Raw genomic sequence first — 25,495 nt, forward strand, 5'->3', positions numbered from 1 at the left:
CGCGACCCGGCGCACGGACGGCGAATCCCGCCGCGCCGGCGTACGGTCAGCCCTTCTTGGCGCCCCTGCCCTTCGTGCCCGGCTTCCCGGACTTCGGCGCGGCCGGGGCGTACGGCGTGACCTTGCCGGTCCACGTGATCGGGTCGTAGTCCTCGTCGCGCCGGTAGCTCACCCCGGTCAGCTTGCCCTTGTCGGGCACGAGGACCACGAGGCAGACGTTCGCGCTGGCGCCGGGGGCGAACCTCTTCGGCAGCGTCCCGGGCTGGCACGGCTTGAACGCGCTGGTGAACTGCGAGGCCTCGACGAGGTTGTCCGCAGCGTCGACGCCGTACAGCGGGACGGCGTAGCCGCCGAGCCCGGTCTTGCCGAGGTTGGTGACGCGGGCGCGGACGAAGTACGGCGACCGGCTCTTCGCGTCGTCGTTGAGCTTCCAGCCCTGGAACGTCTGGGCGTACGTCGTGCTCTGCAGCTGCGTCACGTTGATGCGGACGATCCCCTGGACGCTCTGCTTCGGCTTCCACTCGATGGTTGCCGGGCTCCCGACCGTGAGCTTGGTGCCCTCGGGGGTGATCGCCGGGCCGGTGGGCGACGGCGATGCGCTCGACGACGCCGAGCCCGGACCCGACGGCGAGGGCGAGCTGCCGTCGTCGGATGACCCGCAGCCGGCAAGCGCGGCGAGCAGCGCGACGATGCCGACCACGGAGAGCAGGGCGCCCGGTCTTCTCATGCGCACATCATGCCCGTGGCCGGGGATCGCCCGGGAGGCGGGGCCGGGCGCCTCATCCGCCGGACAAAAGACCAGTAGTTTTCCTAACTTTCTGTGGTATCACTGGCCCATGACTCCCCTTCTGAGACTGCTCGGGCATGCTCTCGGCGTGACCGCACTTCCCCTGGCCGTGCTCGCCGGGCTGGCCGGACCGGCGCTGGCCGGACCGGCCCACGTCGCCGCTCCGGACGCAGCGACGCAGGCCGCTTCCGGGTCCGGCTGGGTCGGGACCTGGTCGACGGCGACCGTCCAGCCCGGCGGCAGCGGCCTGTCACACACCGGCTTCACCGACCAGACGATCCGCAACGTCGTGCACACCAGCGTCGGAGGCGATCGGGTCCGGCTGCGCTTCTCCAACGTCTTCGGCACGACGCCGCTCGTCCTGGACAAGGTGTACGTCGGTGTGCGTTCCACCGGCGCCGGTGTCCGCGCCGGCACCGAGCGAGCGGTGTCGTTCGCCGGTGACACGACCGTCACGATCCCCGCGGGCGAGAGGATCACGAGCGACCCGATCAGTCTGTCGGTCGAGCCCGCCTCCGACCTCGTCGTCAGCATCTACGTGGACGCCGCCACGGGTCCGCTGACGTGGCACCCGAACGCCCAGTCGACGAACTACTACGCGGACGGCGACCACGCCTCGGACACCGACCCGGCGGCGTACACGCACACCGACACGTCGTGGTTCGTGCTCGACGGCGTCGACGTAAACAATCCGGCGGTGAAGGGAGCCGTGGTGACCTTCGGGCCGTCGACGACCGACGGGGATGCTTCGACCCGCGACGCCAACCGCAGATACTCCGACGACCTCGCCCGGCGGCTCCTCGCCCTCCCGGCCGGGGAGCAGCTCTCGGTGCTCAACGCCGGGATCTCCGCCAACCAGCTGCTCGCGGACGGCACCACCAACGGCCAGAGCGCGGGGCACCGCTGGCAGCGCGACGCGCTCGACCAGACAGGCGTGAAGGCGATCATCCTGTGGGAGGGCAGCAACGACATCGGCAACCATCCCGAGTACACACCTGGGGACCTCACCGACGAGTACCAGCAGCTGATCGACGCCGCCCACGCCCGCGGCATCCGTGTCATCGGCGCCACCCTCCAGCCCGACGAGGGCGCCGGCTACTACACGCCCGCCGGTGACGCGGTCCGGGAGGACGTCAACGACTGGATCCGGACGAGTGGGGCCTTCGACGGGGTCGCGGACTTCGACCGCGCGCTGCTCGATCCGGCCGACCCGAAGCGGATGCTCCCGGCGTACGACAGCGGGGACCACCTCCATCCCAACGACACCGGCTACCAGCAGATCGCCGACACCATCAACCTGGCCCTGTTCGCCGGCCAGGGCGAACAGGCCTCCTTCTGGGGGACGGCCCGGCCGAGCACGACCAGCCTGACACTCGGCACCGGGTCGACCTCGGACCAGTCGGTCGCCATCACGTCGTACGCCGGTCGGTCGGTCACGCTGCACTGGCGGGCCGAGACCTCGGGGACCGTCAGCGTGCAGCCCGCCGCGGGCATCCTGAGGCTCGGCGCCGGCGCGACCGCACAGCTACCGCTGACCGTCGTCGGCGGCGCGACCACAGGGAGCGACGTGGTCCGCATCAACCTGTCGCTAGGGGACACCAGCGCGCTGGCCACGCAGTTCGCGGTCGTCGTGCAGAAGCCGGGCGACCTGTCGCCGTTCTACAACAACACCGGGATCAGCGACGACGGCGCGGTCGGCGAGGGCAACCTCGACGGCGGGGGCTACAGCTACTCCGCCCAGGCCCTGGCTGCGGCCGGGATCGTGCCCGGCGGCGCGGTTCACGCCGACGGCTTCGACTACACCTGGCCCGACGTCCCCTCCGGCCGGCCGGACAACGTCCAGACCGCCGGGCAGACCGTCGTCCCCGACACGCCGGCCGGCTCGGCGTACCTCGGCTTCCTCGGCACGGGCTCGAACTCGGGCACCGTGGGCTCCGAGGGCGACCTGACGATCACCTACACCGACGGCACGACCTCCACCGAGCCGCTCGGCCTGAGCGGGTACGCCCTCGGCTTCGGCGGGACCCCGCAGTTCGGCAACGTCGTCGTCGTCACGCTCCCCTACCGCAACAAGAGCGACGGGACTCGCAGCAACGACAAGATGTACGTCTTCTCGCAGCGGGTGCCGATCGACCCGTCGAAGACGGTCGCCAGCGTCACCCTCCCCAGCAGCGTCAGCCGCGGCCAGCTCCACGTCTTCGACATCGCCGCGCAGTAGCCGCTCGGCGGCGGGCGGCCGGGCGCGAGCTCGGCCGCCCTCCCCAAGCCCGCTCAGCAGCCGAGCAGGCGCTCGGCGAAGTAGCTGCTGATGCCGGCGAGCGGGATCCGCTCCTGCTTCATGCTGTCGCGCTCGCGCACGGTGACGGCGTCGTCCTCGAGCGTGTCGAAGTCGACGGTCACGCAGTACGGCGTACCGATCTCGTCCTGGCGGCGGTAGCGCCGGCCGATCGCCCCGGCGTCGTCGAAGTCGACGTTCCAGTTCTGGCGCAGCTCCGTGGCCAGGTCGCGCGCCTTCGGCGAGAGGTCGGCGTTGCGGCTGAGCGGGAGCACGGCCACCTTGACCGGCGCGATCCGCTTGTCGAGCCGCAGCACGACCCTCTTGTCGACGCCGCCCTTGGTGTTGGGCGCCTCGTCCTCGGTGTAGGCGTCCACGAGGAAGGTCATCAGGCTGCGCGAGAGGCCGGCCGCCGGCTCGATGACGTACGGCACGTAGCGCTCGTTGTTGGCCTGGTCGAAGAAGCTCAGGTCGGCGCCGCTGTGCTTCGCGTGGGTGGAGAGGTCGAAGTCGGTGCGGTTGGCGATGCCCTCGAGCTCGCCCCACTCGGAGCCCGCGAAGTTGAAGCGGTACTCGATGTCGACGGTGCGCGTCGAGTAGTGGCTCAGCTTGTCCTTCGGGTGCTCGAACTGGCGCAGGTTGTCGGGGTTGATCCCGAGGTCGACGTACCAGCGGGTGCGCTCGTCGATCCAGTACTGGTGCCACTCGGCGTCCTCGCCGGGCTTGACGAAGAACTCCATCTCCATCTGCTCGAACTCGCGCGTCCGGAAGATGAAGTTGCCGGGGGTGATCTCGTTGCGGAAGGACTTGCCGTACTGGGCGATGCCGAACGGCGGCTTCATCCGCTGGCTGGTGACCACGTTGGCGAAGTTGATGAAGATGCCCTGCGCGGTCTCGGGGCGCAGGTAGGCGAGGCCGGACTCGTCCTCGATGACGCCCAGGTAGGTCTTGAGCATCATGTTGAACTGACGCGGCTCGGTCCAGGCGCCGCGGGTGCCGCAGTTGGGGCAGGCGACCGACTCGTTGAGATCGACGGAGTCCGGATCGATCTCTTCGCCGCCGCGCGACTTCTTCTCCGCGTAGTCCTCCTGGAGGTGGTCGGCGCGGAAGCGGCGGTGGCAGGACTGACACTCGACGAGCGGGTCGTTGAAGGTCGCCACGTGGCCGGACGCCTCCCAGACCTGTCGCGGCAGGATGATGCTGGAGTCGAGGCCGACGACGTCGTCGCGGCTGGTCACCATCGCACGCCACCACTGGCGCTTGATGTTCTCCTTCAGCTCGACGCCGAGCGGGCCGTAGTCCCAGGCGCTCCGGCTGCCTCCGTAGATCTCGCCGCTCGGGTAAACGAAACCTCGCCGCTTGGCGAGGGAGACGACGAGGTCGACGGTGGATGCGGGCGGCTTTGCCACGGGTTTCGCTCTCTCTTCTTCGGGTGCTCCGGTGGGTCCGGATGTCCGTGCAAGCCTATCGAGCGGGTCGACAGGTTTACGCATCCGTACGACGCCCCGGGCTCTTGCGTGGACGAGACTGCCCGCCCGGGCAGGACTGTCGGTGGTCGCGGCTAGCTTTGGGAACACCAGATCGAAACCGGTCTCGTGGTCGAGGAGGTGTGTCATGGCCGAGCTGACGCCGGTGCCGGCGGTGCTCGCCTCGGTGCGGCACGCCCGCCGCGAGATCGCCCGCGCCAGCCACCTCACCGGACCGTTCCCGCGCCCCGACGAGGTCGAGGCGACACTGCGGGAGCTGGCCGCCCTCGAGGCCCAGACCACCGCACTGCGGCTGCGGGTCATGGCGTCGGCCGGGCCGGTCGCCGAGCAGACCGGCGCCCGCGACATCGGGGCCTGGTGGGCCGACGCCCTGCGCGCCGACCACCGCGCCGCTCGCGCCGACCTCAAGCTCGCCCGCGCGCTGGACCGGTACGAGGTGCTGGCCGCCGCGCTGGCCGACGGCACCGTCTCGGTCGACCAGGCCCGCGTGACCACCCGAGCCCTCCAGGCGCTGCCCGACGACCTCACCCCCGGAGAGGTCGCGAAGGCCGAGCAGCTGATGGTCGACGAAGCAGCACGGCTCGACCCGGCCCGGCTCCGCAGGGTCGGGGCCCACCTGCTCGAGGTCCTCGACCCCCAACGCGCCGAGGAGGTCCTCGGCAAGAGACTCCTCGCCGAGGAAGAGAGAGCCCACCGGCGGACCTCCCTGACCATCACCGACCCCGGCGACGGGACGATGTTCCTGCGAGCCCGGCTGCCCAGGGCCACCGGGGTCCGGTTGAAGACCTACCTCGACGCCTTCACCCTCATCGTCACCATCGACGTCAACCAACTGAACAAGGAGCTCGGCACCGCCTCACTGGCAGAAGGAGGAGAGATCCCCGCCGCCGAGGCCCGCCGGCTCGCCTGCCAGGCCGGGATCATCCCCGCCGTCCTCGACACCCACAGCGAGGTGTTGGACCTCGGCCGCAAGACCCGGCTGTTCACCCCCGCCCAACGCAAAGCCCTCCGGATCAGATACCCGACCTGCGCGGTCGAGGGCTGCGAGGTCCCCGCCCCCTGGACCGACGCCCACCACCTCCACCCCTGGGCAGACGGCGGCCTCTCCGACATGAACAACGCCGTCCTCTTCTGCCGCCACCACCACCGACTCGCCCACAAACCCAACTACGCCCTCACAAGACACCCCGACGGCAGCATCAGATTCCACCGACGGACCTAGGCCGTCCGAGGCGCATCAGTGCGGGAGCCCCACAGCAGATGGGCGACGCACGGGCCGGGCTCGAGCACGAACGAGAACCCGCGGCCGCCCGTGACGTTCTCCCGGGCCAGGTCGCGCGCCAGATCGAACGCCGCGGCGGCGTCGTCGAAGCGGAAGGCGAGATGGCCCGCGCGAGCCGGCTGCGGGTGCTCGACGATCTCGAAGAGCGGCGTCTCGTCGAGGCCAGCGCCGCTGATGCCGAAGCGCTCGGCAGGCAGCACGTGGCCGTGCAGCTGCGGCACGTCCTGCCAGCGGCCGCCGTTGAAGACGAGGACGGCGGGCACTCCGGCGGCGAGCGCCTGCTCGCGGCCCAGACGCCATGCCTCGTCGAGCCACGGCCGGTCTGCGGCGGTCACGGTGCGTACACCCCGGATCGCCCTCCGCGGCACGACCAGCAGGTGCGGCGAGTCCACCGGCCGCGGGTGTGGGAAGACGACCACGCGGGGGGTCTTCACGACGAACCGCACCGGCAGCAGCCACACGGCCCGGGCGAAGACGAAGCGCACCGTCGCCCCGGCGAGGCGGGTGTGCGAGACGCGGAACAGCACCGATCCGACGGTCATCGCCGCATCCTCGCAGCCCGGCCACCGCGCGCACGGCGGGCGCGCCGTCAGGTGCGGGCGGCGTGCTGCTCCACCTGCGCGAGGACCGGGTCGCGGAGCCCGACGCAGTCGCTGGTCCAGAACGCATCGCAGTAGACGAGGGCGCCGGTCATCCACGGCTCGTACGCCGGCAGCAGCGCAACCTGGAACGCGGGCACCGGGATCCGGGTGGACGGTGCGGTGAACCCGAGCGGAACCGCTGCCGAGAAGCCGCGGGTGCCGTAGTAGTCCCACGCTCCTTCCAGGAAGACCGCGGGTGCGCCCCGGCGCTCGGCGTCTGCGAGGGCGGCGGCGAGGAGGGCGGTGCCGATGCCGGATCGCTGCCGGTCGGGCCGGATGGAGAGCGGGCTGAGGACGAGTACGCCGACGAGCGCCTCGCGCGCGTCGACCCAGCAGCGCGAGAGCTGCACGTGGCCGATCACGTCGCCGCGGTCGACCGCCACGAGGGACACCCGGGTCGCGCCCGACGCATCGAGCGCACGGACCATCCGGACCACCCGGCCGTCGGCCGGTTCCTCGAACGCGGCCCCCACGACGGCCTCGATCTCCGGCTGGTCCGCAGGGATGGCGGCACGGATCTCCACGGCCTCGAACCTAGACATCGGACACAGCGCTGTCGCGCGAGTTTCGCGACTCCGCACCGCTCCCGGCCACCTCAGTTGACAATCGTTCTCAACTCGTCTGAGAATGATTCTCATGCTCAAGGCCCTGACCCTTCCCGCTGTCATCGCCGCCTCGGCGCTCATCGCCAGCGGATGCGCCGCGTTCTCCGACGACGACTCGGCCAGCGACGGCGAGCTCCGCGTCGTGGCCGGGCTCTACCCGCTCCAGTGGGTGACGCAGCAGGTCGCCGGCGACGAGGTGGAGGTCGAGGACCTCACCCAGCCGGGGCAGGAGCCGCACGACCTCGAGCTCTCGCCGAAGGAGACCGCCGACGTGGCGAGCGCCGACCTCGTCGTCTACGAGAAGGGGCTGCAGGCCGCCATCGACAACGCGGTCGACCAGACCTCGACCGGCACGGCGCTCGACGTGAGCAAGGTCGCCCGGCTCGAGCCGGTGGGGCACAACGGGCACGACGACGTCGACCACCGCGCCGGCGAGACCACCGACGAGGAGGCCCAGGAGGCACAGGAGTCGATGGGCGACCTCGACCCGCACTTCTGGCAGGACCCGCTCCGGATGGCCGACGTCGCCGACGCCGTGGCCGACCAGCTCTCCGATGTGGACCCCGACCACGCCTCGACGTACGCCGCCAACGCGAAGAAGGTGGTCGCCGAGCTGAAGGCGCTCGACGGGGAGTACTCCACCGGGCTCGCGCACTGCCAGCGCGACACGATCGTCGTCAGCCACAACGCGTTCGGCTACCTCGGCCGCTACGGCCTCTACGTCGAGCCGATCGCGGGGCTCTCCCCCGACGCCGAGCCGACCCCGGCCGATCTGGCCCGCCTGCACGAGCTCATCAAGAAGGACGGCATCACCACGGTCTTCGGCGAGCGGCTGGTGTCCCCGAAGCTCGCCGATACGCTGGCCAGCGACATGCACGTGACGGCGGCGATCCTCGACCCGATCGAGGGACTCACCTCCGAGACGTCCGACGACGACTACCTCTCCCTGATGCACGCCAACCTCGCGGCGCTGAAGAAGGCGAACTCGTGCCAGTGACGACGACAGACCAGACGCCCCTCGAGCTCACCGGCGGCGAGGTCGAGATCGGCGGCGTCCCGATCCTGCGCGACATCGATCTCACGGTCCGCACCGGCGACTTCGTCGCGCTCATGGGCGCCAACGGCTCCGGCAAGACGACGCTCGTCCGCGCGCTCACCGGGCTGCGGCCGCTGTCGGCCGGCGCGCTGCGGCTGTTCGGCACGCCGTACGAGCAGTTCAGGGACTGGCGGCGCGTGGGCTACGTGCCGCAGCGGGCGGGGGCAGCCTCCGGCGTACCGGCGTCCGTACGGGAGGTCGTCGCGTCCGGACGCCTGACCCGCCGGAGGCTGTTCCGTCCGCTGTCGCGGGCCGACCGGGCGATCGTCGACGACGCCCTCGAGGTCGTCGGCCTCAGCGCCAAGGCCAAGGAGGCGGTCTCGACGCTCAGCGGCGGCCAGCAGCAGCGGACGTTGATCGCGCGGGCGCTCGCCGGGGAGCCCGACCTGTTCTTCCTCGACGAGCCCACGGCCGGCGTCGACCTGCCCAACCAGCAGGCCCTCGCCGAGGCGCTCGGCCGGCTCAAGGAGCGCGGCGCGACGATCGTCCTCGTCGCCCACGAGCTCGGCGCGCTCGGCCCGCTCGTCGACCGTTCCGTCGTCCTGCGAAACGGCCGGAAGGTGTACGACGGCGCCTGCCTGACCGACACCGACGTGCACGCATCGGACTTCGGGTGGCTGGCGAGCCACCACCACGACCCCCAGGACCACGGCACCGACCACCCGCACGACACCCACACGCCTCAGGTCAGCACGCCCCTGGACGCAGTGATCGAGGAGCCTCGATGAGCGAGCTCGACCTCTTCCAGTACGGCTTCATGCAGCGCGCCCTGATCGCCGCCGTGTTCACCGGCCTTGCGGCGCCGGCGGTCGGGATCTACCTCGTCCAGCGGCGTCTCTCGCTGATGGGCGACGGGATCGGGCACGTCGCCGTCACCGGCGTCGCGCTCGGGCTCCTCACCGGCACCTCGCCCACCTGGACCGCCGTGATCGTCTGCGTGCTCGGTGCCGTCGTGATCGAGCTGATCCGCGAGCGCGGACGCGCCGGCGGTGACGTCGCGCTCGCTCTGCTGTTCTACGGCGGGCTGGCCGGCGGCGTACTCCTCTCCGGGCTGGGCGGGAAGTCCGCCTCGACGCTGCAGGAGTACCTCTTCGGGTCGATCACGACCATCGGCGTCGACGACGTGATCGTGACGATGGCGCTCGCCGCCACGGTCCTCGTGGTCGGCGTCGGGTTGGCGCCCCAGCTGTTCGCGGTGGCGCAGGACCAGGAGTACGCCCAGGTGGCGGGCCTGCATGTCCGGCTCTACAACATGGCCGTCGCCGCGCTCGCGGCGGTGAGCGTGACGGTGGCCATGCACACGGTCGGGCTGCTGCTCGTGTCGGCGCTCATGGTCATCCCGGTCGCGACGGCCCAGCAGCTGACGTCGTCGTTCCGCACCACCCTCGCGGCCGCGATGGTGATCGGGACCGTCGCCTCGCTCGGCGGGCTGGTGATCTCGTCCTTCGCCTCCTACCACGCCACCGTGGCGCCCGGCCCGACGATCGTGCTGCTGGCCCTGGCCTTCTTCGTCGTGGCCTGGCCGCTCGGGACGCTCGTACGCCGACGGCGCCGGCTCGCCGCGTCGCCCGACCGCGTCGAGCTCGCCTCGGAGGGGGCCGCTGGTGTCTGAGTCGACCGGGTCACCGGGGCTGCGGCCGACCCGTCAGCGCCTCGCCGTCGTCGAGACCCTCGACAGCGCCGAGGGGTTCCACTCCGCCCAGGAGATCCACGACCTGCTCGGCAGGCGCGGTGAGGCGGTCGGCCTGGCCACGGTCTACCGCACCCTGCAGCGGCTCGCCGACGCCGGCGAGATCGACATGATGCGCACCGAGGACGGCGAGGCGATCTACCGCCGCTGCTCCGACAGCCATCACCACCACCTCGTCTGCCGCGCCTGCGGCCGCACCGTCGAGGTCGAGGGGCCGGCCGTCGAGCGGTGGACCCGGTCGATCGCCGACCGGCACGGCTTCGCCGACGTCTCCCACACGCTGGAGATCTTCGGGACCTGCGCGGACTGCCGCTGATCAGGCCTGGTTCGGCAGCGCGCCGCCGTAGCGGCGGTCGCGGGCGGCGTACGTCTCGATCGCCTGCCACAGGTGCCGCCGGTCGACGTCGGGCCACAGCACGTCGGTGAAGACGAACTCGCTGTAGGCCGCCTGCCAGAGCATGTAGTTGGACAGCCGCTGCTCGCCGCTGGTACGCCAGACCAGGTCGGCGTCGGGCAGCTCGGGCACGTAGAGGTAACGGGCGAAGACCCGCTCGTCGACGCGGTTCGGGTTGAGCCGCCCTGCGGCCACGTCCAGGGCGATCCGCTTCGCCGCGTCGGCGAGCTCGGCCCTGCCGCCGTAGTTGACGCACATCGTGAGCGTGCAGACGTCGTTGTCCTTCGTGAGCTCCTCGGCGACCTGGAGCTCGGTGATGACCGACTTCCACAGTCGCGGGGTGCGGCCGGCCCAGCGGACGCGTACGCCGAGCTCGTTCATGTAGTCGCGGCGGCGCCGGATGACGTCCCGGTTGAAGCCCATCAGGAACTTCACCTCGTCGGCACTGCGCGTCCAGTTCTCGGTCGAGAAGGCGTACGCGCTGATCGCCTTCACGCCGATCTCGATCGCACCCTCGACGACGTCGAGCAGGCTGCTCTCGCCCTCCTCGTGACCCTTGGTCCGGGGCAGCCCGCGCTGCTTGGCCCAGCGGCCGTTGCCGTCCATGATGATCGCGACGTGCTCGGGGACGAGCTCCCTCGGGATCGCCGGCGGCCTGGCTCCGGACGGGTGGGGCGACGGCGGCCTGGGCGGCGTGGCGGCGGGCTTCCTCACGTCGGCCGAGCCTAGCGGCGCGCGGTTCGGTCGACCGGCGTGGGCCTCGGCGCCGGTCAGCGCTCGACGTACTCCAGGGACCGCAGTCCGCGGCCGTGGCCCTCGATGCCGAGATGCCAGGCGAGGTACGCCGCGACCAGGCCGCTCGCCTCCCTGCTGTGCCGCTCCTCGGCACCGCCGACGGTGTCCCAGTCGCCGGCGAGGAGCGCACCGAGCAGGGCGACGGTCTCCGCGGCCGGCGAGGCGGAGCCGGGCACCCGGCAGGTGGCGCACAGGACGCCGCCCATCGACGGGTTGAACCACCGGTGCGGGCCCTCCAGCCCGCACCTGGCGCAGTGCTCGAAGCTCGGCGCGTAGCCGGCCACCGCGAGTGAGCGGAGAAGGTAGGAGTCGAGCACGTGTCGCGGGGTCCGCTCCCCCTGCGCGAGGACGCGCAGGCCGCCGACGAGCAGGAGATAGTGCTGCGTCGAGGGCTCGCGCTCCTCGGCCACCAGCCGGTCGGCGGTCTCGAGCATGCAGGTGCCCGCGGTGTAGCGGTCGTAGTCGAGGCCGATCCCGGCATGGCTGTGCAGAAATGGAGGGGGGGTCAGGGTCTCGGCCTGGGTGATCGTGTCCAGGTTGCGCCCCTCGGCCAGCTGCAGGTCGACGTGGGTGAACGGCTCCAGTCGGGAGCCGAACTTCGACGTCGTACGCCGCACTCCCTTGGCCACCGCGCGGACCCGCCCGTGGTGGCGGGTCAGCAGGGTGATGATGCGATCGGCCTCGCCCAGCTTGTGGGTGCGCAGCACGATCGCCTCGTCGCGGTAGAGAGGCACCCGTCTATTGTGCCGCGCATGAGCACGCCCGCGCCCGGCGACACAGTGTCGCCTGCCACTCCGGCCCGCCCGACGGACAGGACGCCGGGACGGGCGCTGCCCCCGGAGGTCGGGTACCGCGCCGCCGCGCCCGGACAGGTCCGCCACCGTCCGCCCGTACGCCGCCAGCCGGGCCTGCTCTCCTGGCTGCTCGCGCTCGCTGCGCTGCTCTCGGTGGCCGCGCTGCTGTGGATGCTCTTCCATGAGCCGGCGGACCCGTGGCGCGACCGGCTCCTCGGCGTCGACGCGGCGATCGCGGGGCTGTTCCTCGTCGAGTGGTGCTGGCGGTTGGTGCGGGCCCGTCCGCGCGGCCGCTTCCTCAAGGCGTCGTGGTGGGAGCTGGTCGCGATGGTCCCGCTGCTCACGCCGTGGGTGGGTGACCACGCGGTGCCCCTGGTCGTCGTCGGCGTCGCCCGCGTGGCGCGGCTGATCGAGGAGGGCGACGTCGTCTTCGGCGACCGGGTCACCGAGTGGCTGATCGCACACTTCACCGACCCGATCGTCGAGACGATCAAGCGGCCGATCACGATCGCCGTGCTCGACGAGGTCATCGACGTCATCAAGACCGGCACCTACGCCGCCAATGTCCGCAACGCCCTCGACGAGAACCACGCCGAGCTCGAGGCCATGGTGCTCGAGCTGATCCGCGAGGACCAGGCGACCGGCAAGCTGAAGTACCTCCCGTTCCACGACGACCTCGTCCGGCTGATCGCCGACACCGTCCTGCGGATCGTCAACGGAGCGCTGGACGACCCTCGCACCACCGAGCTGATCAGCGACGTCATCCGCAACTCCGCGACCCAGCTGCGCCAGGCGATCCGCGACGAGGAGACGTAACCGCCTCACCCTCCGGCCGTCAGCTCCGTATACCTAGTCGCTGCGCCCTGCCGTCACCTACGTGCACCTGCGCATGGTGGGGACCGGCCCGCGGTTCGTAGCGTCGAGACGGCGCTTCTCGGGGCACCCAGCACGAAGGGAGCTCACGATGAGGACCATGACCATGACGGCCGCCGCGACCGCGGCCGGCGTACTGCTGACCGGTGGCACGGCGACGGCGCTCGCGATGACCGCCGTGACGGCCGACACGCCCACCATCCAGGTGTGGGCCAAGGTCCACCCGGCACCGGACGGCACGACGACGGTGACGGCGAGCACACACGTGCTCTGCCCGCAGTACGTCATCTGCAAGGACCTGCTGCCCTGCCGCCCGCCCTGCCCGCGGTAGCCCCGGCCGTCCGTCGGCTACGCCGGCCGCACCACCCCGCACTCGTACGCCACGATCACGGCCTGGACCCGGTCGCGCAGGCCGAGCTTGGTGAGGATCCGCCCGACGTGTGTCTTCACCGTCGTCTCCGAGACGAAGAGCTCGGCGGCAATCTCGGCGTTGCTCAGACCGCGCGCCACGAGCAGCAGCGTCTCGCGCTCGCGGTCGGTGAGCGTGTCGAGCCGCGCCCGGGCGTGCGGGTCGACGGCCGGTGGCCGGTCCAGGAAGGACTCGATCATCCGCTTCGTCACCGACGGCGCGAGCAGCGACTCGCCGCCGTGCACCGCGCGGATCCCCGCGACGAGGAGCTCCGGCTGCACGTCCTTGATCAGGAAGCCGCTGGCACCCGCGCGCAGGGCCTCGAAGACGTACTCGTCCATGTCGAACGTCGTCAGCATCACCACCCTGGACGACGGGCCCGCCCCGACGATCCTTCTGGCGGCCGCGATCCCGTCGGTGCCGGGCATGCGGACGTCCATGAGTACGACGTCGGGGTGGAGCCGCTCGGCCAGGGCGACCGCCTCGTCGCCGTCGGCCGCCTCGCCGACCACCTCGAGGTCGGGCTCGATCTCGAGGATCATCCGGAACCCGGTACGGACCAGCGCCTGGTCGTCGACGACCAGGACGCCGATGCGAGCCTCGGTGCTCATGCGGGCTCGAGGGGAAGCGTCGCGACCAGCTCGAAGCCACGGTCGGGGCACGGCCGGGCGACCAGCTCGCCGCCGTACACCGCGACGCGCTCGCGCATCCCCAGGAGCCCGCTGCCCGGCTCCGCCGCGTGTGTCGTCCCCATGGGTTCGCCGTCGTCGCGCACCGACAGCCGGAGCGCGTCATCGCCGTAGTCGACGCAGACCTGCGCGGCCATCGGGTTGCGCGCGTGGCGCAGGGCGTTGGTGAGGCCCTCCTGGACGAGGCGGTACGCCGTCAGGTCGAGCCCCGGGGCGAGCGGCCGCGGCGCACCCGACACCGCGAGATCGACCGGCAGCCCCGAGGAGCGGAACTGCTCGGCCAGCCGGCCGAGCTGGTCGAGCCCGGGCGGGGGCTCGAGGTCGGTCCGGTCCCCCTCCTGCCGGAGCACCCCCACCATCCGGCGCATCTCCGAGAGCGCCTCCCGGCCGACCGCCTCGACCGTCTCCAGCGCTTGCCGCTCGAGCACCTGCTCCGGCGCCAGCCGGCGTCGTACGGCGGAGGCCTGCACTGTCATCACGCTCACGCTGTGCCCGATCACGTCGTGGAGCTCGCGGGCGATCCGGTTCCGCTCCTGCGCGACGGCCCGGGCCTCGCGCTGCTCCCGGGTCAGGCGCCGCTGCTCGGCGCCCTGCCGGGTGGAGCGCACCAGCGCGCCCACCAGCCAGGCGATGATGTAGACCGACATCCAGACGCTGGTCTCCAACCACTCCGAGACCGTGTGGTTCATCGGGTCGAGCGCCGACCACGCCAGCCAGCCCACCGGGGCGAGTGCCAGAGCCACCCACGATCGCCGCCACGCCAGCCAGCGCGCGGCGGTGTAGGTCGTGACGAGCGCCGGCAGGGCGATGGCGAACCCCTCGGGAGAGCCGTACGCCGCCGCCTCGGCAGTGCTCGGCAGGAGCATCGCCACCCGGCAGCCGAGCGGGCTCACCCGGCGGAACACAAGGAGCACGGCGAGGACGGCGTAGAGCGCCGACTGCGCCCACAGCGGACCCTGCCGGTGGGTCTCTCCGATCCCCCACCAGGCCTCGAGCTGCCCCTGGACCCCCACCGCGGCCCCGAGAGCGATGTCGAAGGCCCACTGCCTGCGGGTCACGTGCCGACACTACGTCCGGACGCCCGCCGGCGCGTCCTCCTTCCGGAGGATCCGCCTCCTCGTCCTCACGACCGGAGATCCGATACCTGCGCACGACGACGCGGGGGTCGGTCGGTTCCTAGCGTCGAACCGATCCACAGCACCCATCCGAATCACCTTGGGGGAACCATGAACACCATTCCTCGGAGCGCAGGGCTCGGCCTGCTCGTCTTCCTCGCCGGCATCGTCACCTGGAGCCTCGCAGGCACGATGGGCGGCACCTTCCACGAGTCCGAGGTCGCCGACTTCATCGCCGGCCACCATCGGAACCTCGACTTCGCGCTCTACACCATCGGGGCCGTCAGCTCGGTCGGACTGCTGGTCTTCGGCTGGGCCCTCCGCGACCGGCTCGGCCGGATCGGCGAGCTGGTGTGGGGCCTCTCGGTGGCCGGCACGGCGACCGAGGTCTCCGGGCTCTTCCTGCTCGGCGGCTTCCAGGTCGCGATGAGCGAGGGCGGGGAGCAGGCGCAGGCGGTCCCGCAGTCGGTCGCCTACACGATCGGCACGATCGGCCACCTGGTCTCGGGGCCGGCTCCTGCGATCCTCGTCGGGGTCATCGCCCTCCTGCTGGCGGCACGGGCCGAGATGCCCGGCTGGCTGCGCGTCTTCACCGTGCCGGCCGGACTGTGCGCGATCACCGCGGCGCTCTACTTCACCGCCGGCGTCTACCTGATCTGGCTGCTCGTCTTCGGGGTCTGGGCGGTCGCCCACCGGCAGCCTTCTATCGCCACGGTCGAGCGACCACGCACCGAGTCGCTGGTGTGACGGCCCCATGTCCCCTGACGCCCTGCGCGACACGCCGAGGTGCGCGCGCAGGACGTCAGGGACGCGGCACGTCTCCGGTCAGCCGGCGCGGTTGACCGCGGAGATGACCGCCTTGAGCGAGGCGGTGACGATGTTGGCGTCGATGCCGACGCCCCAGAAGATCTGGTCGCGGACCGAGCACTCGACGTACGCCGCCGCGAGGGCGTCGCCGCCGGCGGAGAGGGCATGCTCGGCGTAGTCGAGGACCCGGACGTCCCAGTCCCTGCCCTCGACGCCGTTGAGCGCCTCGACGAACGCGGAGAGCGGTCCGTTTCCGGAGCCCTCGAGCGTGCGCAGCTCGCCGTCGACGTACACGTTGACGGTGAGAGCGTCCTTGGCGCCGGCGGCCGCGGAGGTGTGGACCGAGTTGAGCTTCAGCGGCGTGTCCTTGTCGAGGTACTCGGCGGAGAAGACCGACCAGATCTCCTCAGAGGAGATCTCGCCGCCCTCGGTGTCGGTGTGCTGCTGGATCACCCGGCTGAACTCGATCTGGGCGCGGCGGGGCAGCTCCAGCTTGTGCTCGGACTTGAGAAGGTAGGCGACACCCCCCTTGCCGGACTGGCTGTTGACCCGGATGACCGCCTCGTAGGTGCGGCCGACGTCGTGGGGGTCGATCGGGAGGTACGGCGCCTCCCACGGGATCTCGCTCACCGGCCTGCCCTGCTCGGCGGCGATCCGGTCGAGGTCCTCGAGGCCCTTCTTGATCGCATCCTGGTGGGAGCCGGAGAAGGCGGTGTAGACCAGGTCGCCGGCGTACGGGTGGCGCGGGTGGACCGGCAGGTTGGTGGCGTACTCGACCGTACGACGGATCTCGTCGATGTCGGCGAAGTTGATCATCGGGTCGATGCCCTGGCTGAACAGGTTCATCCCCAGCGTGACCAGGTCGACGTTGCCGGTGCGCTCGCCGTGACCGAACAGGCAGCCCTCGACCCGATCGGCGCCGGCCATGAGCGCCAGCTCGGTGGCGGCGACGGCGGTGCCGCGGTCGTTGTGCGGGTGGAGCGAGACCGCGGAGTGCTCGCGCCGGGTCAGGCCGCGGGAGAAGTACTCGATCTGGTCGGCGTAGGTGTTGGGCGTGGACATCTCGACCGTCGCCGGCAGGTTGAGGATGATCTCCCGGCCCTCCTCCGGCTGCCACACGTCGGAGACCCGCTCGCAGACCTCGAGCGCGAAGTCGGTCGGGGTCTGGGTGAAGATCTCCGGGCTGTACTGGTAGCCGAAGTCCTCGCTGCCGACGATGTCGCCGAGCAGCGACTCGGCGTACTTCATCACCATCTCGGTGCCTCGGGTCGCGATCCCGATGCACTCCTCGGGCGTGACCCCGAAGACGACCCGGCGGAACAGCGGCGCGGTGGCGTTGTAGAGGTGGACGGTCGCGCGGGGCGCGCCGACCAGCGACTGGACCGTGCGCTCGATGAGGTCCTCGCGGGCCTGGGTCAGGACCGAGATCTGGACATCGTCGGGGATCCGGTCCTCTTCGATCAGCTTGCGTACGAAGTCGAAGTCGGTCTGGCTCGCGCTCGGGAAGCCGACCTCGATCTCCTTGTAGCCCATCCGCACCAGCAGCTCGAACATGGTGAGCTTGCGGGCGGGCGTCATCGGGTCGATGAGCGCCTGGTTGCCGTCACGCAGGTCGGTGGAGAGCCACCGCGGCGCGTGGGTGATCTTCTTCGCCGGCCAGGTCCGGTCGGGGAGGTCGACGGGGACGAACGCGTGGTAGCGCTCGAAGGGCATGCCCGAGGGCTTCTGCTGATTGCGCGTGTTGCTCAGGTTGGTCATGGGTTCCGCCTCGCTGGGTGCTGGTCATCCGGGGAGCCGGGCGCACGAAGAACTCCGCAGCGAGGGGGTCCGGCCTAGAAGTCTGTGGCCCCGCTGCGGCAGCTAAGGAGGAGGCTGCGCATCATGACGCCGATCACGATAACAGAGGTCCTCGCCAGCCGCCCACCGGCCTGACAGACTGACGACGGGCCGCCCGCGGCGGCCCAGCCCAACCGGTGCGAGGAAGGAGCGGGATCGTGGCCCACCTGGAGGAACTGTCTGTCGACGAGTGCTGGAAGCTCGCGGCGGGCAGCGGGCTCGCCAGGATCGGCTGGACCGGGCCGGCCGGGCCGGTCGTGCTCCCGGTCAACCACGTCGTCCACGAGGGCACCGTCTGGATCCGGACCTCGGCCCACTCCTCGATGGCCGAGGAGATCGACGAGAGCAACGTGGCCGTCCTCGTCGACGACCTCGACCCGGCCACCCACCTGGGCTGGTCGGTCCAGTTCCGCGGTCACGCCGACGTGCTCTACCGCGAGGAGCAGGTGCCGGAGCACGTCCGCGCGCTGCACAGCTGGCCGAGCGGTCCTCGGCCGCTCTGGGTGCGGCTGACCCCGAAGGACGTCAACGGCCGCCGACTGGTAGCTGACTGATATCTCGACACCGGCAGCGACACCGGCAGCGACACTGTCAACGACGCCGGCGGCGAGCTCGCTGGGCACCACCGCGTCGACCCGGTAGAGATTCCGGCCCAGTGCCTCGACTCGCTCATCGGTGCCGTGGTCAGGTGCTGGTGGTAGCCCTCCAGCACCACCCTCGGCCGCACCTCGGTCAGCAGCCACAGATCGCAGTCGAGCTCGGCGAGGACGTGGGCGTGGTCGGAGGACCAGCGGCCCCCGAGGTTCCACGTCCCGATGCGCACGTGCGCACTCTAGGGCTTCGCTACCGACCCGTTAACGTGACGAGGGTGACGCAGCTGCTGATCGTCCACCACTCCCCCACGGGCTCGCTCCGGCGGCTGACCGACGCCGTCGTCGCCGGGGCGGGGGACGACGCGATCGAGGGCGTCGACGTCGTCGTACGCCCCGCGCTCGAGGCCACGGCCGACGACGTGCTCCGCGCCGACGGCTACGTGCTCGGGACGAGCGCCAACTTCGGCTACATGTCGGGCGCGCTCAAGCACTTCTTCGACTCGACCTTCCTCGAGGTCGGCGGCGCCCTCGACGCCTCGGGCGGCGCGGGCGAGTCGTCGGGCGAGACGGCGAAGCGGCCGTACGGCCTCTACGTCCACGGGAGGTACGACACCACCGGCGCGGTCCGGTCCGTCCAGTCGATCGTGCAGGCGCTCGGCTGGCAGCAGGCGTACGACGTGCTCGACGTGCTCGGCGACGTCGAGGAGTCGCACACGGAGGCGGCGTACGAGCTCGGGGCGACTCTCGCCGCCCTCCTCGCCGGGTGACCGGCTGGTCGCCGACCGGTCAAGGGCTCAGGAGGCAGCGCCGGCGTCGCGTACGACGGCGGGCAGGCCGAGCAGCGCCTGGCCGAGCGCCCGGTCGCAGACGAGCGTGGTCATCAGGCCGCCCTCGGCGGCGGCGCGCACGGCGCGGGCCCGGGCAGCACCGCGGGAGAGCGCGATGACCTCGGGGATCGCGCGCAGCTGGTCGAGGGTCAGCCCGAGCACCCGCGCGTCGACACCGGCGGCGAGCCCGCGGCCGTGCTCGTCGAACCCGCGCCCGCTGATCTCCCCGACCACCCCGGCTGCGGCACCGGCCGCCCGCTCCGCGGGCGTCGCGGCCGCCCAGACCGTCGACAGGCCCTCGCCCCAGGCGCCGACGGCGATCGCCGCGACCGTCACGTCCCTGATCCGGTCGAAGGTCCGGCGTACCTCCTCGTGGGCGGCCATCGAGGCGGCCGTGGCGGCGTCGGGCAGGAGCATCGGCGCGTAGACGGGGTACGCCGTACCTCCGCCGATCTCGGCGGCCCGGCGGACGCTCTCGACGCTTCCGGCCCCGCCGTCGAAGCCGGCCAGGGTGCCGGTCAGCTGGACGACGTCGCACGCAGCGAGCGAGCGCAGCGAGTGGGTCATCGCGGTGACGCTGCGGCTGCAGCTGAGTCCGAGGACGTCGCTCTCCGAGACCGACTCGGTGAGCAGCTCGGCGGCCAGCCGGCCGAGCTGGCCGACGTCGTCCCCGGTGGAGCCGTCGAGGACGAGCGTGCGGGACAGGCCGAGGTGGCGGGCCAGCCCGACCGAGGCGTCGGCGTCGACCGGCGAGGGCAGCCGGACGGTCACCTCGACCAGGCCCCGGGCGCGCGCCTCCTCGAGGATCCGGGCGACCTTGAACCGCGAGAGCCCGAGCTCCTGGGCGATCTCGACCTTCGACCGGTCCTCGAGGAAGAACATCCGCGCGACGGTCGCCGCCTGCAGCTGCCAGGTCGGTCCGTACTGCTCGTTCGGGCGCGACGGCGTCACGAGCCCCCCTTCGTCGCAGCGGTGGGCCCCGTCCCGGGCCGGGTCAGGGGTTGACAGGTGCTGTGATCCGCATCATAGGCTCGCTCATCAGAGCATGACAATGCTCATATGAGCAGACCAGATCAAGAGCAGAGCGAGGGGTCGCGTGCGCGCCGTTCAGGTCGTGAAGCCGGGTCAGTTCGAGGTCGGGCAGTTCCCCGACCCCACTCCCGGGAAGGGACAGGTCGTCGTGGCCGTCGAGGCCTGCGGAGTCTGCGGCACCGACCTCCACATCGCGGACGGCCACTTCGCGCCGACGCCGTACCCGATCATCCCGGGCCACGAGTTCTCGGGCACCGTCGTCGCGCTCGGCGACGAGGTCAGCACCGGCATCGCCGTGGGCGACCGGGTGGCCGTCGACCCGTCGCTGTTCTGCGGCCACTGCCCCGCCTGCCGCCGCGGGCGGGGCAACCTCTGCGCCAACTGGGGCGCGACCGGCGACACCGTCGACGGAGCGTTCGCCGAGCTCGTCGCCGTTCCCGCCGGACAGGCCTACCGCCTGCCCGACCACCTCAGCTTCGAGCAGGGCGCCCTGGTCGAGCCGCTCTCCTGCGCCGTCCACGGCGTACGCCGGCTCGGGACCGAGGTCGGCGAGTCGGCGCTCGTCGTCGGCGTCGGCACCATGGGGCTCCTCCTCGTCTCGCTGCTCCAGCGCTCCGGCCTCGACGTCACCGCCGTCGACCGGGTGCCGGCCAAGCTCGAGCTGGCCGGGCGGATGGGCGCGAGCACCACCGCGACGTCGCTGGAGGAGCTCGACGGCCGGCAGTACGACGCCGTGGTCGACGTGACCGGGGTGGCGCCGGTCATCGAGGAGGCGCTCGGCTCGGTGGCCCGCGGCGGCCGGTTCCTGGTCTTCGGGGTCGCGCCCGAGGAGGCCCGGGTCGCGCTCTCCCCCTTCCGCGTCTACAACGAGGAGATCACCGTGGTCGGATCGATGGCTGTCCTGCACAGCTTCGGCACGGCGCTCGACCTGATCGCGAGCGGGGCGGTCGACACCTCGAGGCTGGTGACCCACCGGTTCCCGCTCGAGGGCTACCCCGACGCGATCGAGACGGTCCGCGGCGGCGCCGGCGTCAAGTCGCATGTCCTCCCCCAGGCGTCAGGGACCGTCTGATGCGCGCGCGGTGGCGGCGTACGACGAAGGCGGTGGTGGCCGCCGCCTCGCTCGCACTGGTCGCGAGCGGCTGCGCGGCGGGCGCCGGCGAGCTCGGCGGGGCGAAGGACCAGCTGGTCATCGCGATCGTCTCCAACCCGCAGATGACCGACGCGATCGACCTGTCGAAGGAGTTCGAGAAGGAGAACCCCGGCATCTCGCTGAAGTTCATCTCGCTGCCGGAGAACGAGGCGCGCGCCAAGATCACCGCGTCGGTGGCCACCGGCGGCGGCGAGTTCGACGCGGTGATGATCAGCAACTACGAGACGCCGCAGTGGGCGAAGGACGGCTGGCTGACCGACCTCCAGCCGCTCATCGACAAGACGCCCGGCTACGACGACCAGGACTTCATCCCCTCGATCCGGGACGCGCTCTCCTACAAGGGCGACATGTACTCCGTGCCCTTCTACGGCGAGTCCTCCTTCCTCGTCTACCGCAAGGACCTCTTCCAGAAGGCCGGGCTGACGATGCCCGAGCACCCCACCTGGGAGCAGGTCCGCGACCTCGCCGCGAAGCTGAACGACCCCGAGCACGGCATGACCGGCATCTGCCTGCGCGGCCTGCCGGGCTGGGGCGAGAACCTCGCGCCGATGGACACCGTCGTCAACACCTTCGGCGGGCGCTGGTTCGACCAGGACTGGAACGCCCAGCTGGAGTCGCCGGCGTTCGTCAAGGCGACGAAGTTCTACGTCGACCTCGTGCGCAAGTACGGCATCCCCGGCGCGGCCGCCGCGGGCTACGCCGAGTGCAGCACGCGCTACAGCCAGGGCCAGGCGGCGATGTGGTACGACGCCACCGCGATGGTCAGCACGGTCGAGTCGCCGACCGACAGCAAGGTCGTAGGCAAGAACGGCTACGTCCAGGCCCCGGTCGAGAAGACCCCGTCCTCGGGCTGGCTCTACTCGTGGTCGCTCGCGATCCCGAAGAGCAACGACGACCCGGAGACGGCGTGGAAGTTCCTCTCCTGGGTGACCAGCAAGGACTACATCAAGCTGGTCGGTGACCGCCTCGGGTGGGAGCGGGTCCCGCCCGGGAGCCGCGAGTCGACGTACAAGATCCCGCAGTACGCCAAGGTCGCCAAGGAGTACGCCGGCCCGACCCTCGAGGCGCTCAACAACGCCTCTCAGGACAAGACCATGACCGAGCCGGTCCCCTACCCGGGCATCCAGTTCGTCGGGATCCCGGAGTTCCAGGACCTCGGCACCCGCGTCGCACAGCAGATCTCGGCGGCCATCGCCGGGCAGATCAGCGTCGACAAGGCCCTCGAGCAGTCGCAGCGCTACGCGAAGAGCGTCGGCGAGTCCTACCAGGAGGAGTGAGTCGATGGCCGTCCTGACCGCCCCGGGGGCACGTACGACGACGCCGAGCCGTTCCGAGGAGCGTGCCGCGCGCTGGTCGCGGCGGGCGCCGCTGCTGCCGGCGCTGATCTTCACGATCGTCGTCACGCAGCTGCCGTTCCTGCTGACGCTCTGGTACAGCCTGCAGTCCTGGAACCTCGTCCGGCCCGGGTCCCGCCACTTCGTCGGCCTCCGCAACTACGCCGACGTGTTCGCCGACTCGGTCTTCCGTGGCGCCGTGGTGCACACCGTGCTCATCACGGCCGGCTGCGTGGTGATCTCGTTGCTCGTCGGTCTCGGCCTGGCGCTCCTGCTGGACCGGAGGTTCATCGGCCGCGGCGTCGTACGCACGCTGCTCATCACGCCGTTCCTGGTGATGCCGGTGGCGAGCGCGCTGCTGTGGAAGTACATGATGCTCGACCCCGTCTACGGGATCGTGAACTGGGCGCTCTCGCCGTTCGGCGCCGGCGACGAGGACTGGGTCGTCAGCCACCCGATGTGGTCGGTGATCCTCGTGCTCGTCTGGCAGTGGACGCCGTTCATGATGCTGCTGCTCCTCGCCGGGCTGCAGGCCCAGCCGCGGGACGTCCTCGAGGCGGCCTCGGTCGACGGCGCGAGCCGGTGGCGGACCTTCGTCCACATCACGCTGCCGCACCTGCGCCGCTACATCGAGCTGTCCACGCTGCTGGGCGCGATCTACGTGGTCAACACCTTTGACCAGATCTACATGCTGACCCAGGGCGGGCCGGGGACGGCGAGCTCGAACCTGCCGTTCTACATCTACCAGCGGGCGTTCCTCGGCTTCGACGTCGGCCAGTCGGCCGCGATGGGCGTCGTGGTCGTCATCGGCACGATCATCGTCGCCACGGTCGCCCTGCGCACGATCTTCAAGAGCTTCGAGCTGGAGAAAAGCTGATGGCCGACACGTTCCTCGCCTCCCACCGAGGCCGCTGGCACTGGGGCGGCCGGGCCACGACGCTCGTCACCTGGATCATCGGGCTGTTCTTCTTCTTCCCGATCGCCTGGATGGTGCTCACGGCCTTCAAGCACGAGGTGGACGCCTCGACCGACACCCCGAAGATCGCGTTCAAGCCGACGCTGGAGCAGTTCTCCAACGTCTTCCACTCCGGGTTCTGGCCGTACGTCGGGAACTCCGCCTTCGCGACCGTCGTGTCGACGCTGCTCGTCCTGGCGCTGGCCATCCCCGCGGCGTACGCCCTCTCGATCAGGCCGGTCCAGAAGACCTCCGACGTGCTCTTCTTCTTCATCTCCACGAAGATGCTGCCGGTCGTCGCGGTGATCGTGCCGCTGTACGTCATCACCCAGCAGATCCACATGCTCGACAACATCTGGACGATGGTCGTGCTGTTCACGGCGATGAACCTGCCGATCGCGGTCTGGATGCTGCGCTCGTTCATGCTCGAGGTGCCCGGTGAGGTGCTCGAGGCCGCCCAGGTCGACGGGGCCGGGCTGATGGCGTCGTTCCGTCACGTGCTGATGCCGATGATCACGCCGGGGATCGCCTCGACCGCGCTGATCTGCGTGATCTTCAGCTGGAACGAGTTCTTCTTCTCGGTGAACCTCACCGCCGCCCGGGCCGGCACCGTGCCGGTCTTCCTGGTCGGCTTCATCACCAGCGAGGGGCTCTTCTTCGCCCAGCTCTCGGCGGCTGCCTCGATGGCCGCGCTGCCGGTCGTGATCGCGGGCTGGATCGCGCAGAAGCAGCTGGTCCGCGGCCTGTCGATGGGGGCCATCAAGTGAGCCGACGGCCGTCCCGGACCGAGCGCTGGCGGCTCTGATCGGGGCTGCGTAAGTCCCGGGAGCCGCCAGCGGGGCCCCGAGGTACCCGAACGATCCCGGCCACATGCACGCCGTTCGGGAAAGTCTTTGGCGAGGGCTCAGGAGCCGAGGACGGCGGTGACGTCGGCGGCGATCTGGAGGTCCTCGCGGGCCTCCACGACGAGGACCTCGACCTTGGAGCCGGGACCGGTGAGCACGCGGTCGCCGCCCTCCTCCGGGACGTTGAGTGCCGGGTCGATCTCGACACCGAAGAAGCGCAGTCCCTCGGCGACCCGGAAGCGGACGCGGTCGGTGTGCTCCCCCACGCCGCCGGTGAAGACCAGCACGTCGAGACCGTCGAGGGAGGCGACCATCGCCCCGATCTCGCGGACCAGCCGGTGGACGTAGACCTCGAACGCGAGCCGGCACTCATCGTCGCCGGCGTCGGCACCGGCGAGGATCTCGCGCATGTCGCCCGAGGTGTCGGTCAGTCCCTTGAGGCCGGCGTTGTGCTCGAGCCCGTCGTACAGCTCCTCGACCGAGAGCCCGCCGTCGTTGAGCAGCCAGAGCAGCAGCCCGGGGTCGACCGAGCCGCTGCGGACCTGCATCACCAGCCCGGCCATCGGGGTGAAGCCCATCGTGGTGTCCACCGACCGGCCGCCGTCCACGGCGCACAGCGACGCGCCGCCGCCGAGGTGGCAGGTGACGATCTTCAGCTCGCCGAGGGGGCGGCCGATGAGCGCGGCGGCGTGCTGGGCGGCGTACTCGTGCGAGAGGCCGTGGAAGCCGTAGCGGCGCAGCTGGAAGCGCGCGTTCCACTCCTTGGGGATGGCGTACGTCGTCGCCTCCGGCGGCATCGTGCGGTGGAAGGCGGTGTCGAAGCAGGCGACGACGGGCAGGTCCGGGTAGCTCTCCCTGACCGCCTTCGTGGCCGCGACCGCCGACGGGTTGTGCAGCGGGGCGAGGCCGACGGAGGCCTCCAGGTCGGCGAGGACGGCGTCGTCGACGGCCACCGGCTCGAGATGGTCCGGCCCGCCGTGGACGAACCGGACGCCGACGGCGTCCACCGGTGTCCAGCCCGCGACGACCTGCTGCACCTCGGCGACGCAGTCGGTGATCGAGACGTTGGCGTTCTCGACCGTCTCCCCGTCGGCCACCAATGCCGCCTTGAGCGTGCTCGACCCGGGGTTGATGACCAAGACCCTCATCACTGGTCGCGGGTGTGAGCGTCGTCCAGTGCG

General features: G+C 71.1%; 26 protein-coding genes. 15 read left to right on the top strand and 11 right to left on the bottom strand.

Features of this window, described 5'->3' with window-relative positions:
* Window positions 1-46 precede the first annotated feature (46 nt).
* Complete coding sequence (locus ABLE53_RS21885; protein WP_348861278.1) at window positions 47-727, bottom strand: hypothetical protein; 681 nt, start codon at window positions 725-727, stop codon at window positions 47-49.
* A gap of 148 nt (window positions 728-875) precedes the next feature.
* Between ABLE53_RS21885 and ABLE53_RS21890 the strand changes: the two genes are divergently transcribed.
* Window positions 876-3,005 carry an SGNH/GDSL hydrolase family protein gene (locus ABLE53_RS21890; RefSeq protein ID WP_348861279.1) on the top strand — a complete coding sequence of 710 codons (2,130 nt, stop codon included), beginning with the start codon at window positions 876-878 and terminating at the stop codon, window positions 3,003-3,005.
* 53 nt (window positions 3,006-3,058) lie between these two features.
* Here the strand turns inward: ABLE53_RS21890 and ABLE53_RS21895 are convergent, their stop codons facing one another.
* Window positions 3,059-4,471 (bottom strand): glycine--tRNA ligase, encoded by a 1,413-nt coding sequence (locus tag ABLE53_RS21895; protein WP_348861280.1) that lies wholly within the window; start codon window positions 4,469-4,471, stop codon window positions 3,059-3,061.
* A gap of 205 nt (window positions 4,472-4,676) precedes the next feature.
* On the opposite strand from ABLE53_RS21895, the gene ABLE53_RS21900 reads away from it, so the two are divergent.
* Window positions 4,677-5,771, top strand: coding sequence for an HNH endonuclease signature motif containing protein (locus ABLE53_RS21900; protein WP_348861281.1), 1,095 nt, complete (start codon window positions 4,677-4,679; stop codon window positions 5,769-5,771).
* Here the strand turns inward: ABLE53_RS21900 and ABLE53_RS21905 are convergent.
* Together ABLE53_RS21905 and ABLE53_RS21910 are read right to left on the bottom strand one after the other, a co-directional pair.
* On the bottom strand, window positions 5,768-6,373 hold the full coding sequence (locus ABLE53_RS21905) for an HIT domain-containing protein (RefSeq protein ID WP_348861282.1): 606 nt from the start codon (window positions 6,371-6,373) through the stop codon (window positions 5,768-5,770). The two genes, ABLE53_RS21900 and ABLE53_RS21905, sit on opposite strands and share 4 nt — an antisense overlap.
* Before the next feature lie 47 nt (window positions 6,374-6,420).
* Window positions 6,421-6,996, bottom strand: a complete 576-nt coding sequence (locus tag ABLE53_RS21910) for a GNAT family N-acetyltransferase (RefSeq protein WP_348861283.1) — start codon at window positions 6,994-6,996, stop codon at window positions 6,421-6,423.
* Window positions 6,997-7,108: 112 nt separating this feature from the next.
* On the opposite strand from ABLE53_RS21910, the gene ABLE53_RS21915 reads away from it, so the two are divergent.
* The 4 genes from ABLE53_RS21915 to ABLE53_RS21930 are packed head-to-tail and all read left to right on the top strand — an operon-like array spanning window position 7,109 to window position 10,179.
* The gene (locus ABLE53_RS21915; protein WP_348861284.1) at window positions 7,109-8,074 is read left to right on the top strand and encodes a metal ABC transporter substrate-binding protein; all 966 of its coding nucleotides are present in this window, start codon (window positions 7,109-7,111) and stop codon (window positions 8,072-8,074) included.
* Complete coding sequence (locus ABLE53_RS21920; RefSeq protein WP_348861285.1) at window positions 8,071-8,901, top strand: metal ABC transporter ATP-binding protein; 831 nt, start codon at window positions 8,071-8,073, stop codon at window positions 8,899-8,901. Before ABLE53_RS21915 ends, ABLE53_RS21920 begins: the two co-directional genes overlap by 4 nt.
* Window positions 8,898-9,785: a metal ABC transporter permease gene (locus tag ABLE53_RS21925; RefSeq protein WP_348861286.1), complete on the top strand. Its 888-nt coding sequence runs from the start codon at window positions 8,898-8,900 to the stop codon at window positions 9,783-9,785. The genes ABLE53_RS21920 and ABLE53_RS21925 overlap by 4 nt, the downstream gene beginning before the upstream one ends.
* On the top strand, window positions 9,778-10,179 hold the full coding sequence (locus tag ABLE53_RS21930; RefSeq protein ID WP_425474903.1) for a Fur family transcriptional regulator: 402 nt from the start codon (window positions 9,778-9,780) through the stop codon (window positions 10,177-10,179). The genes ABLE53_RS21925 and ABLE53_RS21930 overlap by 8 nt, the downstream gene beginning before the upstream one ends.
* Here ABLE53_RS21930 and ABLE53_RS21935 read toward each other — a convergent pair whose 3' ends face one another.
* On the bottom strand, window positions 10,180-10,971 hold the full coding sequence (locus ABLE53_RS21935) for an isoprenyl transferase (RefSeq protein ID WP_348861287.1): 792 nt from the start codon (window positions 10,969-10,971) through the stop codon (window positions 10,180-10,182).
* 56 nt (window positions 10,972-11,027) lie between these two features.
* Window positions 11,028-11,786 (bottom strand): DNA repair protein RecO, encoded by a 759-nt coding sequence (gene recO / locus ABLE53_RS21940; protein WP_348861288.1) that lies wholly within the window; start codon window positions 11,784-11,786, stop codon window positions 11,028-11,030.
* 18 nt (window positions 11,787-11,804) lie between these two features.
* Between recO and ABLE53_RS21945 the strand changes: the two genes are divergently transcribed.
* Complete coding sequence (locus ABLE53_RS21945) at window positions 11,805-12,662, top strand: ion transporter (protein ID WP_348861289.1); 858 nt, start codon at window positions 11,805-11,807, stop codon at window positions 12,660-12,662.
* A gap of 148 nt (window positions 12,663-12,810) precedes the next feature.
* Window positions 12,811-13,050 carry a hypothetical protein gene (locus ABLE53_RS21950; RefSeq protein ID WP_348861290.1) on the top strand — a complete coding sequence of 80 codons (240 nt, stop codon included), beginning with the start codon at window positions 12,811-12,813 and terminating at the stop codon, window positions 13,048-13,050.
* A 17-nt stretch (window positions 13,051-13,067) separates the two neighbouring features.
* Here ABLE53_RS21950 and ABLE53_RS21955 read toward each other — a convergent pair whose 3' ends face one another.
* Window positions 13,068-13,739, bottom strand: coding sequence for a response regulator (locus ABLE53_RS21955; RefSeq protein WP_348861291.1), 672 nt, complete (start codon window positions 13,737-13,739; stop codon window positions 13,068-13,070).
* Window positions 13,736-14,875, bottom strand: a complete 1,140-nt coding sequence (locus ABLE53_RS21960) for a sensor histidine kinase (RefSeq protein WP_348861292.1) — start codon at window positions 14,873-14,875, stop codon at window positions 13,736-13,738. Before ABLE53_RS21960 ends, ABLE53_RS21955 begins: the two co-directional genes overlap by 4 nt.
* A 168-nt stretch (window positions 14,876-15,043) precedes the next feature.
* Here ABLE53_RS21960 and ABLE53_RS21965 point away from each other — a divergent pair, with 168 nt between their 5' ends.
* Complete coding sequence (locus ABLE53_RS21965; protein ID WP_348861293.1) at window positions 15,044-15,679, top strand: hypothetical protein; 636 nt, start codon at window positions 15,044-15,046, stop codon at window positions 15,677-15,679.
* Between the two features lie 78 nt (window positions 15,680-15,757).
* Here ABLE53_RS21965 and leuA read toward each other — a convergent pair whose 3' ends face one another.
* On the bottom strand, window positions 15,758-17,497 hold the full coding sequence (gene leuA / locus ABLE53_RS21970) for a 2-isopropylmalate synthase (RefSeq protein WP_348861294.1): 1,740 nt from the start codon (window positions 17,495-17,497) through the stop codon (window positions 15,758-15,760).
* 236 nt (window positions 17,498-17,733) lie between these two features.
* On the opposite strand from leuA, the gene ABLE53_RS21975 reads away from it, so the two are divergent.
* Together ABLE53_RS21975 and ABLE53_RS21980 are read left to right on the top strand one after the other, a co-directional pair.
* On the top strand, window positions 17,734-18,129 hold the full coding sequence (locus ABLE53_RS21975) for a pyridoxamine 5'-phosphate oxidase family protein (protein WP_348861295.1): 396 nt from the start codon (window positions 17,734-17,736) through the stop codon (window positions 18,127-18,129).
* Between the two features lie 314 nt (window positions 18,130-18,443).
* Complete coding sequence (locus tag ABLE53_RS21980) at window positions 18,444-18,935, top strand: flavodoxin family protein (RefSeq protein WP_348861296.1); 492 nt, start codon at window positions 18,444-18,446, stop codon at window positions 18,933-18,935.
* Window positions 18,936-18,962: 27 nt separating this feature from the next.
* Here ABLE53_RS21980 and ABLE53_RS21985 read toward each other — a convergent pair whose 3' ends face one another.
* Entirely contained in the window at window positions 18,963-19,946 is a 984-nt protein-coding gene (locus ABLE53_RS21985) for a sugar-binding domain-containing protein (protein WP_348861297.1), read from the bottom strand.
* Window positions 19,947-20,091: 145 nt separating this feature from the next.
* On the opposite strand from ABLE53_RS21985, the gene ABLE53_RS21990 reads away from it, so the two are divergent.
* From ABLE53_RS21990 to ABLE53_RS22005, 4 genes are read left to right on the top strand one after another with little or no spacing between them, the layout of a single operon-like run.
* Entirely contained in the window at window positions 20,092-21,099 is a 1,008-nt protein-coding gene (locus ABLE53_RS21990; RefSeq protein ID WP_348861298.1) for a zinc-dependent alcohol dehydrogenase family protein, read from the top strand.
* Window positions 21,099-22,457 (top strand): ABC transporter substrate-binding protein, encoded by a 1,359-nt coding sequence (locus ABLE53_RS21995; RefSeq protein WP_348861299.1) that lies wholly within the window; start codon window positions 21,099-21,101, stop codon window positions 22,455-22,457. The genes ABLE53_RS21990 and ABLE53_RS21995 overlap by 1 nt, the downstream gene beginning before the upstream one ends.
* 4 nt (window positions 22,458-22,461) lie before the next feature.
* Window positions 22,462-23,391 carry a carbohydrate ABC transporter permease gene (locus tag ABLE53_RS22000; RefSeq protein ID WP_348861300.1) on the top strand — a complete coding sequence of 310 codons (930 nt, stop codon included), beginning with the start codon at window positions 22,462-22,464 and terminating at the stop codon, window positions 23,389-23,391.
* Entirely contained in the window at window positions 23,391-24,236 is an 846-nt protein-coding gene (locus ABLE53_RS22005; protein WP_348861301.1) for a carbohydrate ABC transporter permease, read from the top strand. The genes ABLE53_RS22000 and ABLE53_RS22005 overlap by 1 nt, the downstream gene beginning before the upstream one ends.
* 137 nt (window positions 24,237-24,373) lie before the next feature.
* On the opposite strand, the gene ABLE53_RS22010 is transcribed toward ABLE53_RS22005, so the two are convergent.
* The gene (locus ABLE53_RS22010; RefSeq protein ID WP_348861302.1) at window positions 24,374-25,462 is read right to left on the bottom strand and encodes an acetate/propionate family kinase; all 1,089 of its coding nucleotides are present in this window, start codon (window positions 25,460-25,462) and stop codon (window positions 24,374-24,376) included.
* Window positions 25,463-25,495: the final 33 nt, after the last annotated feature.

This window comes from Nocardioides asiaticus (assembly GCF_040049175.1).
In the GTDB taxonomy this organism is placed as follows: domain Bacteria; phylum Actinomycetota; class Actinomycetes; order Propionibacteriales; family Nocardioidaceae; genus Nocardioides; species Nocardioides cheoyonin.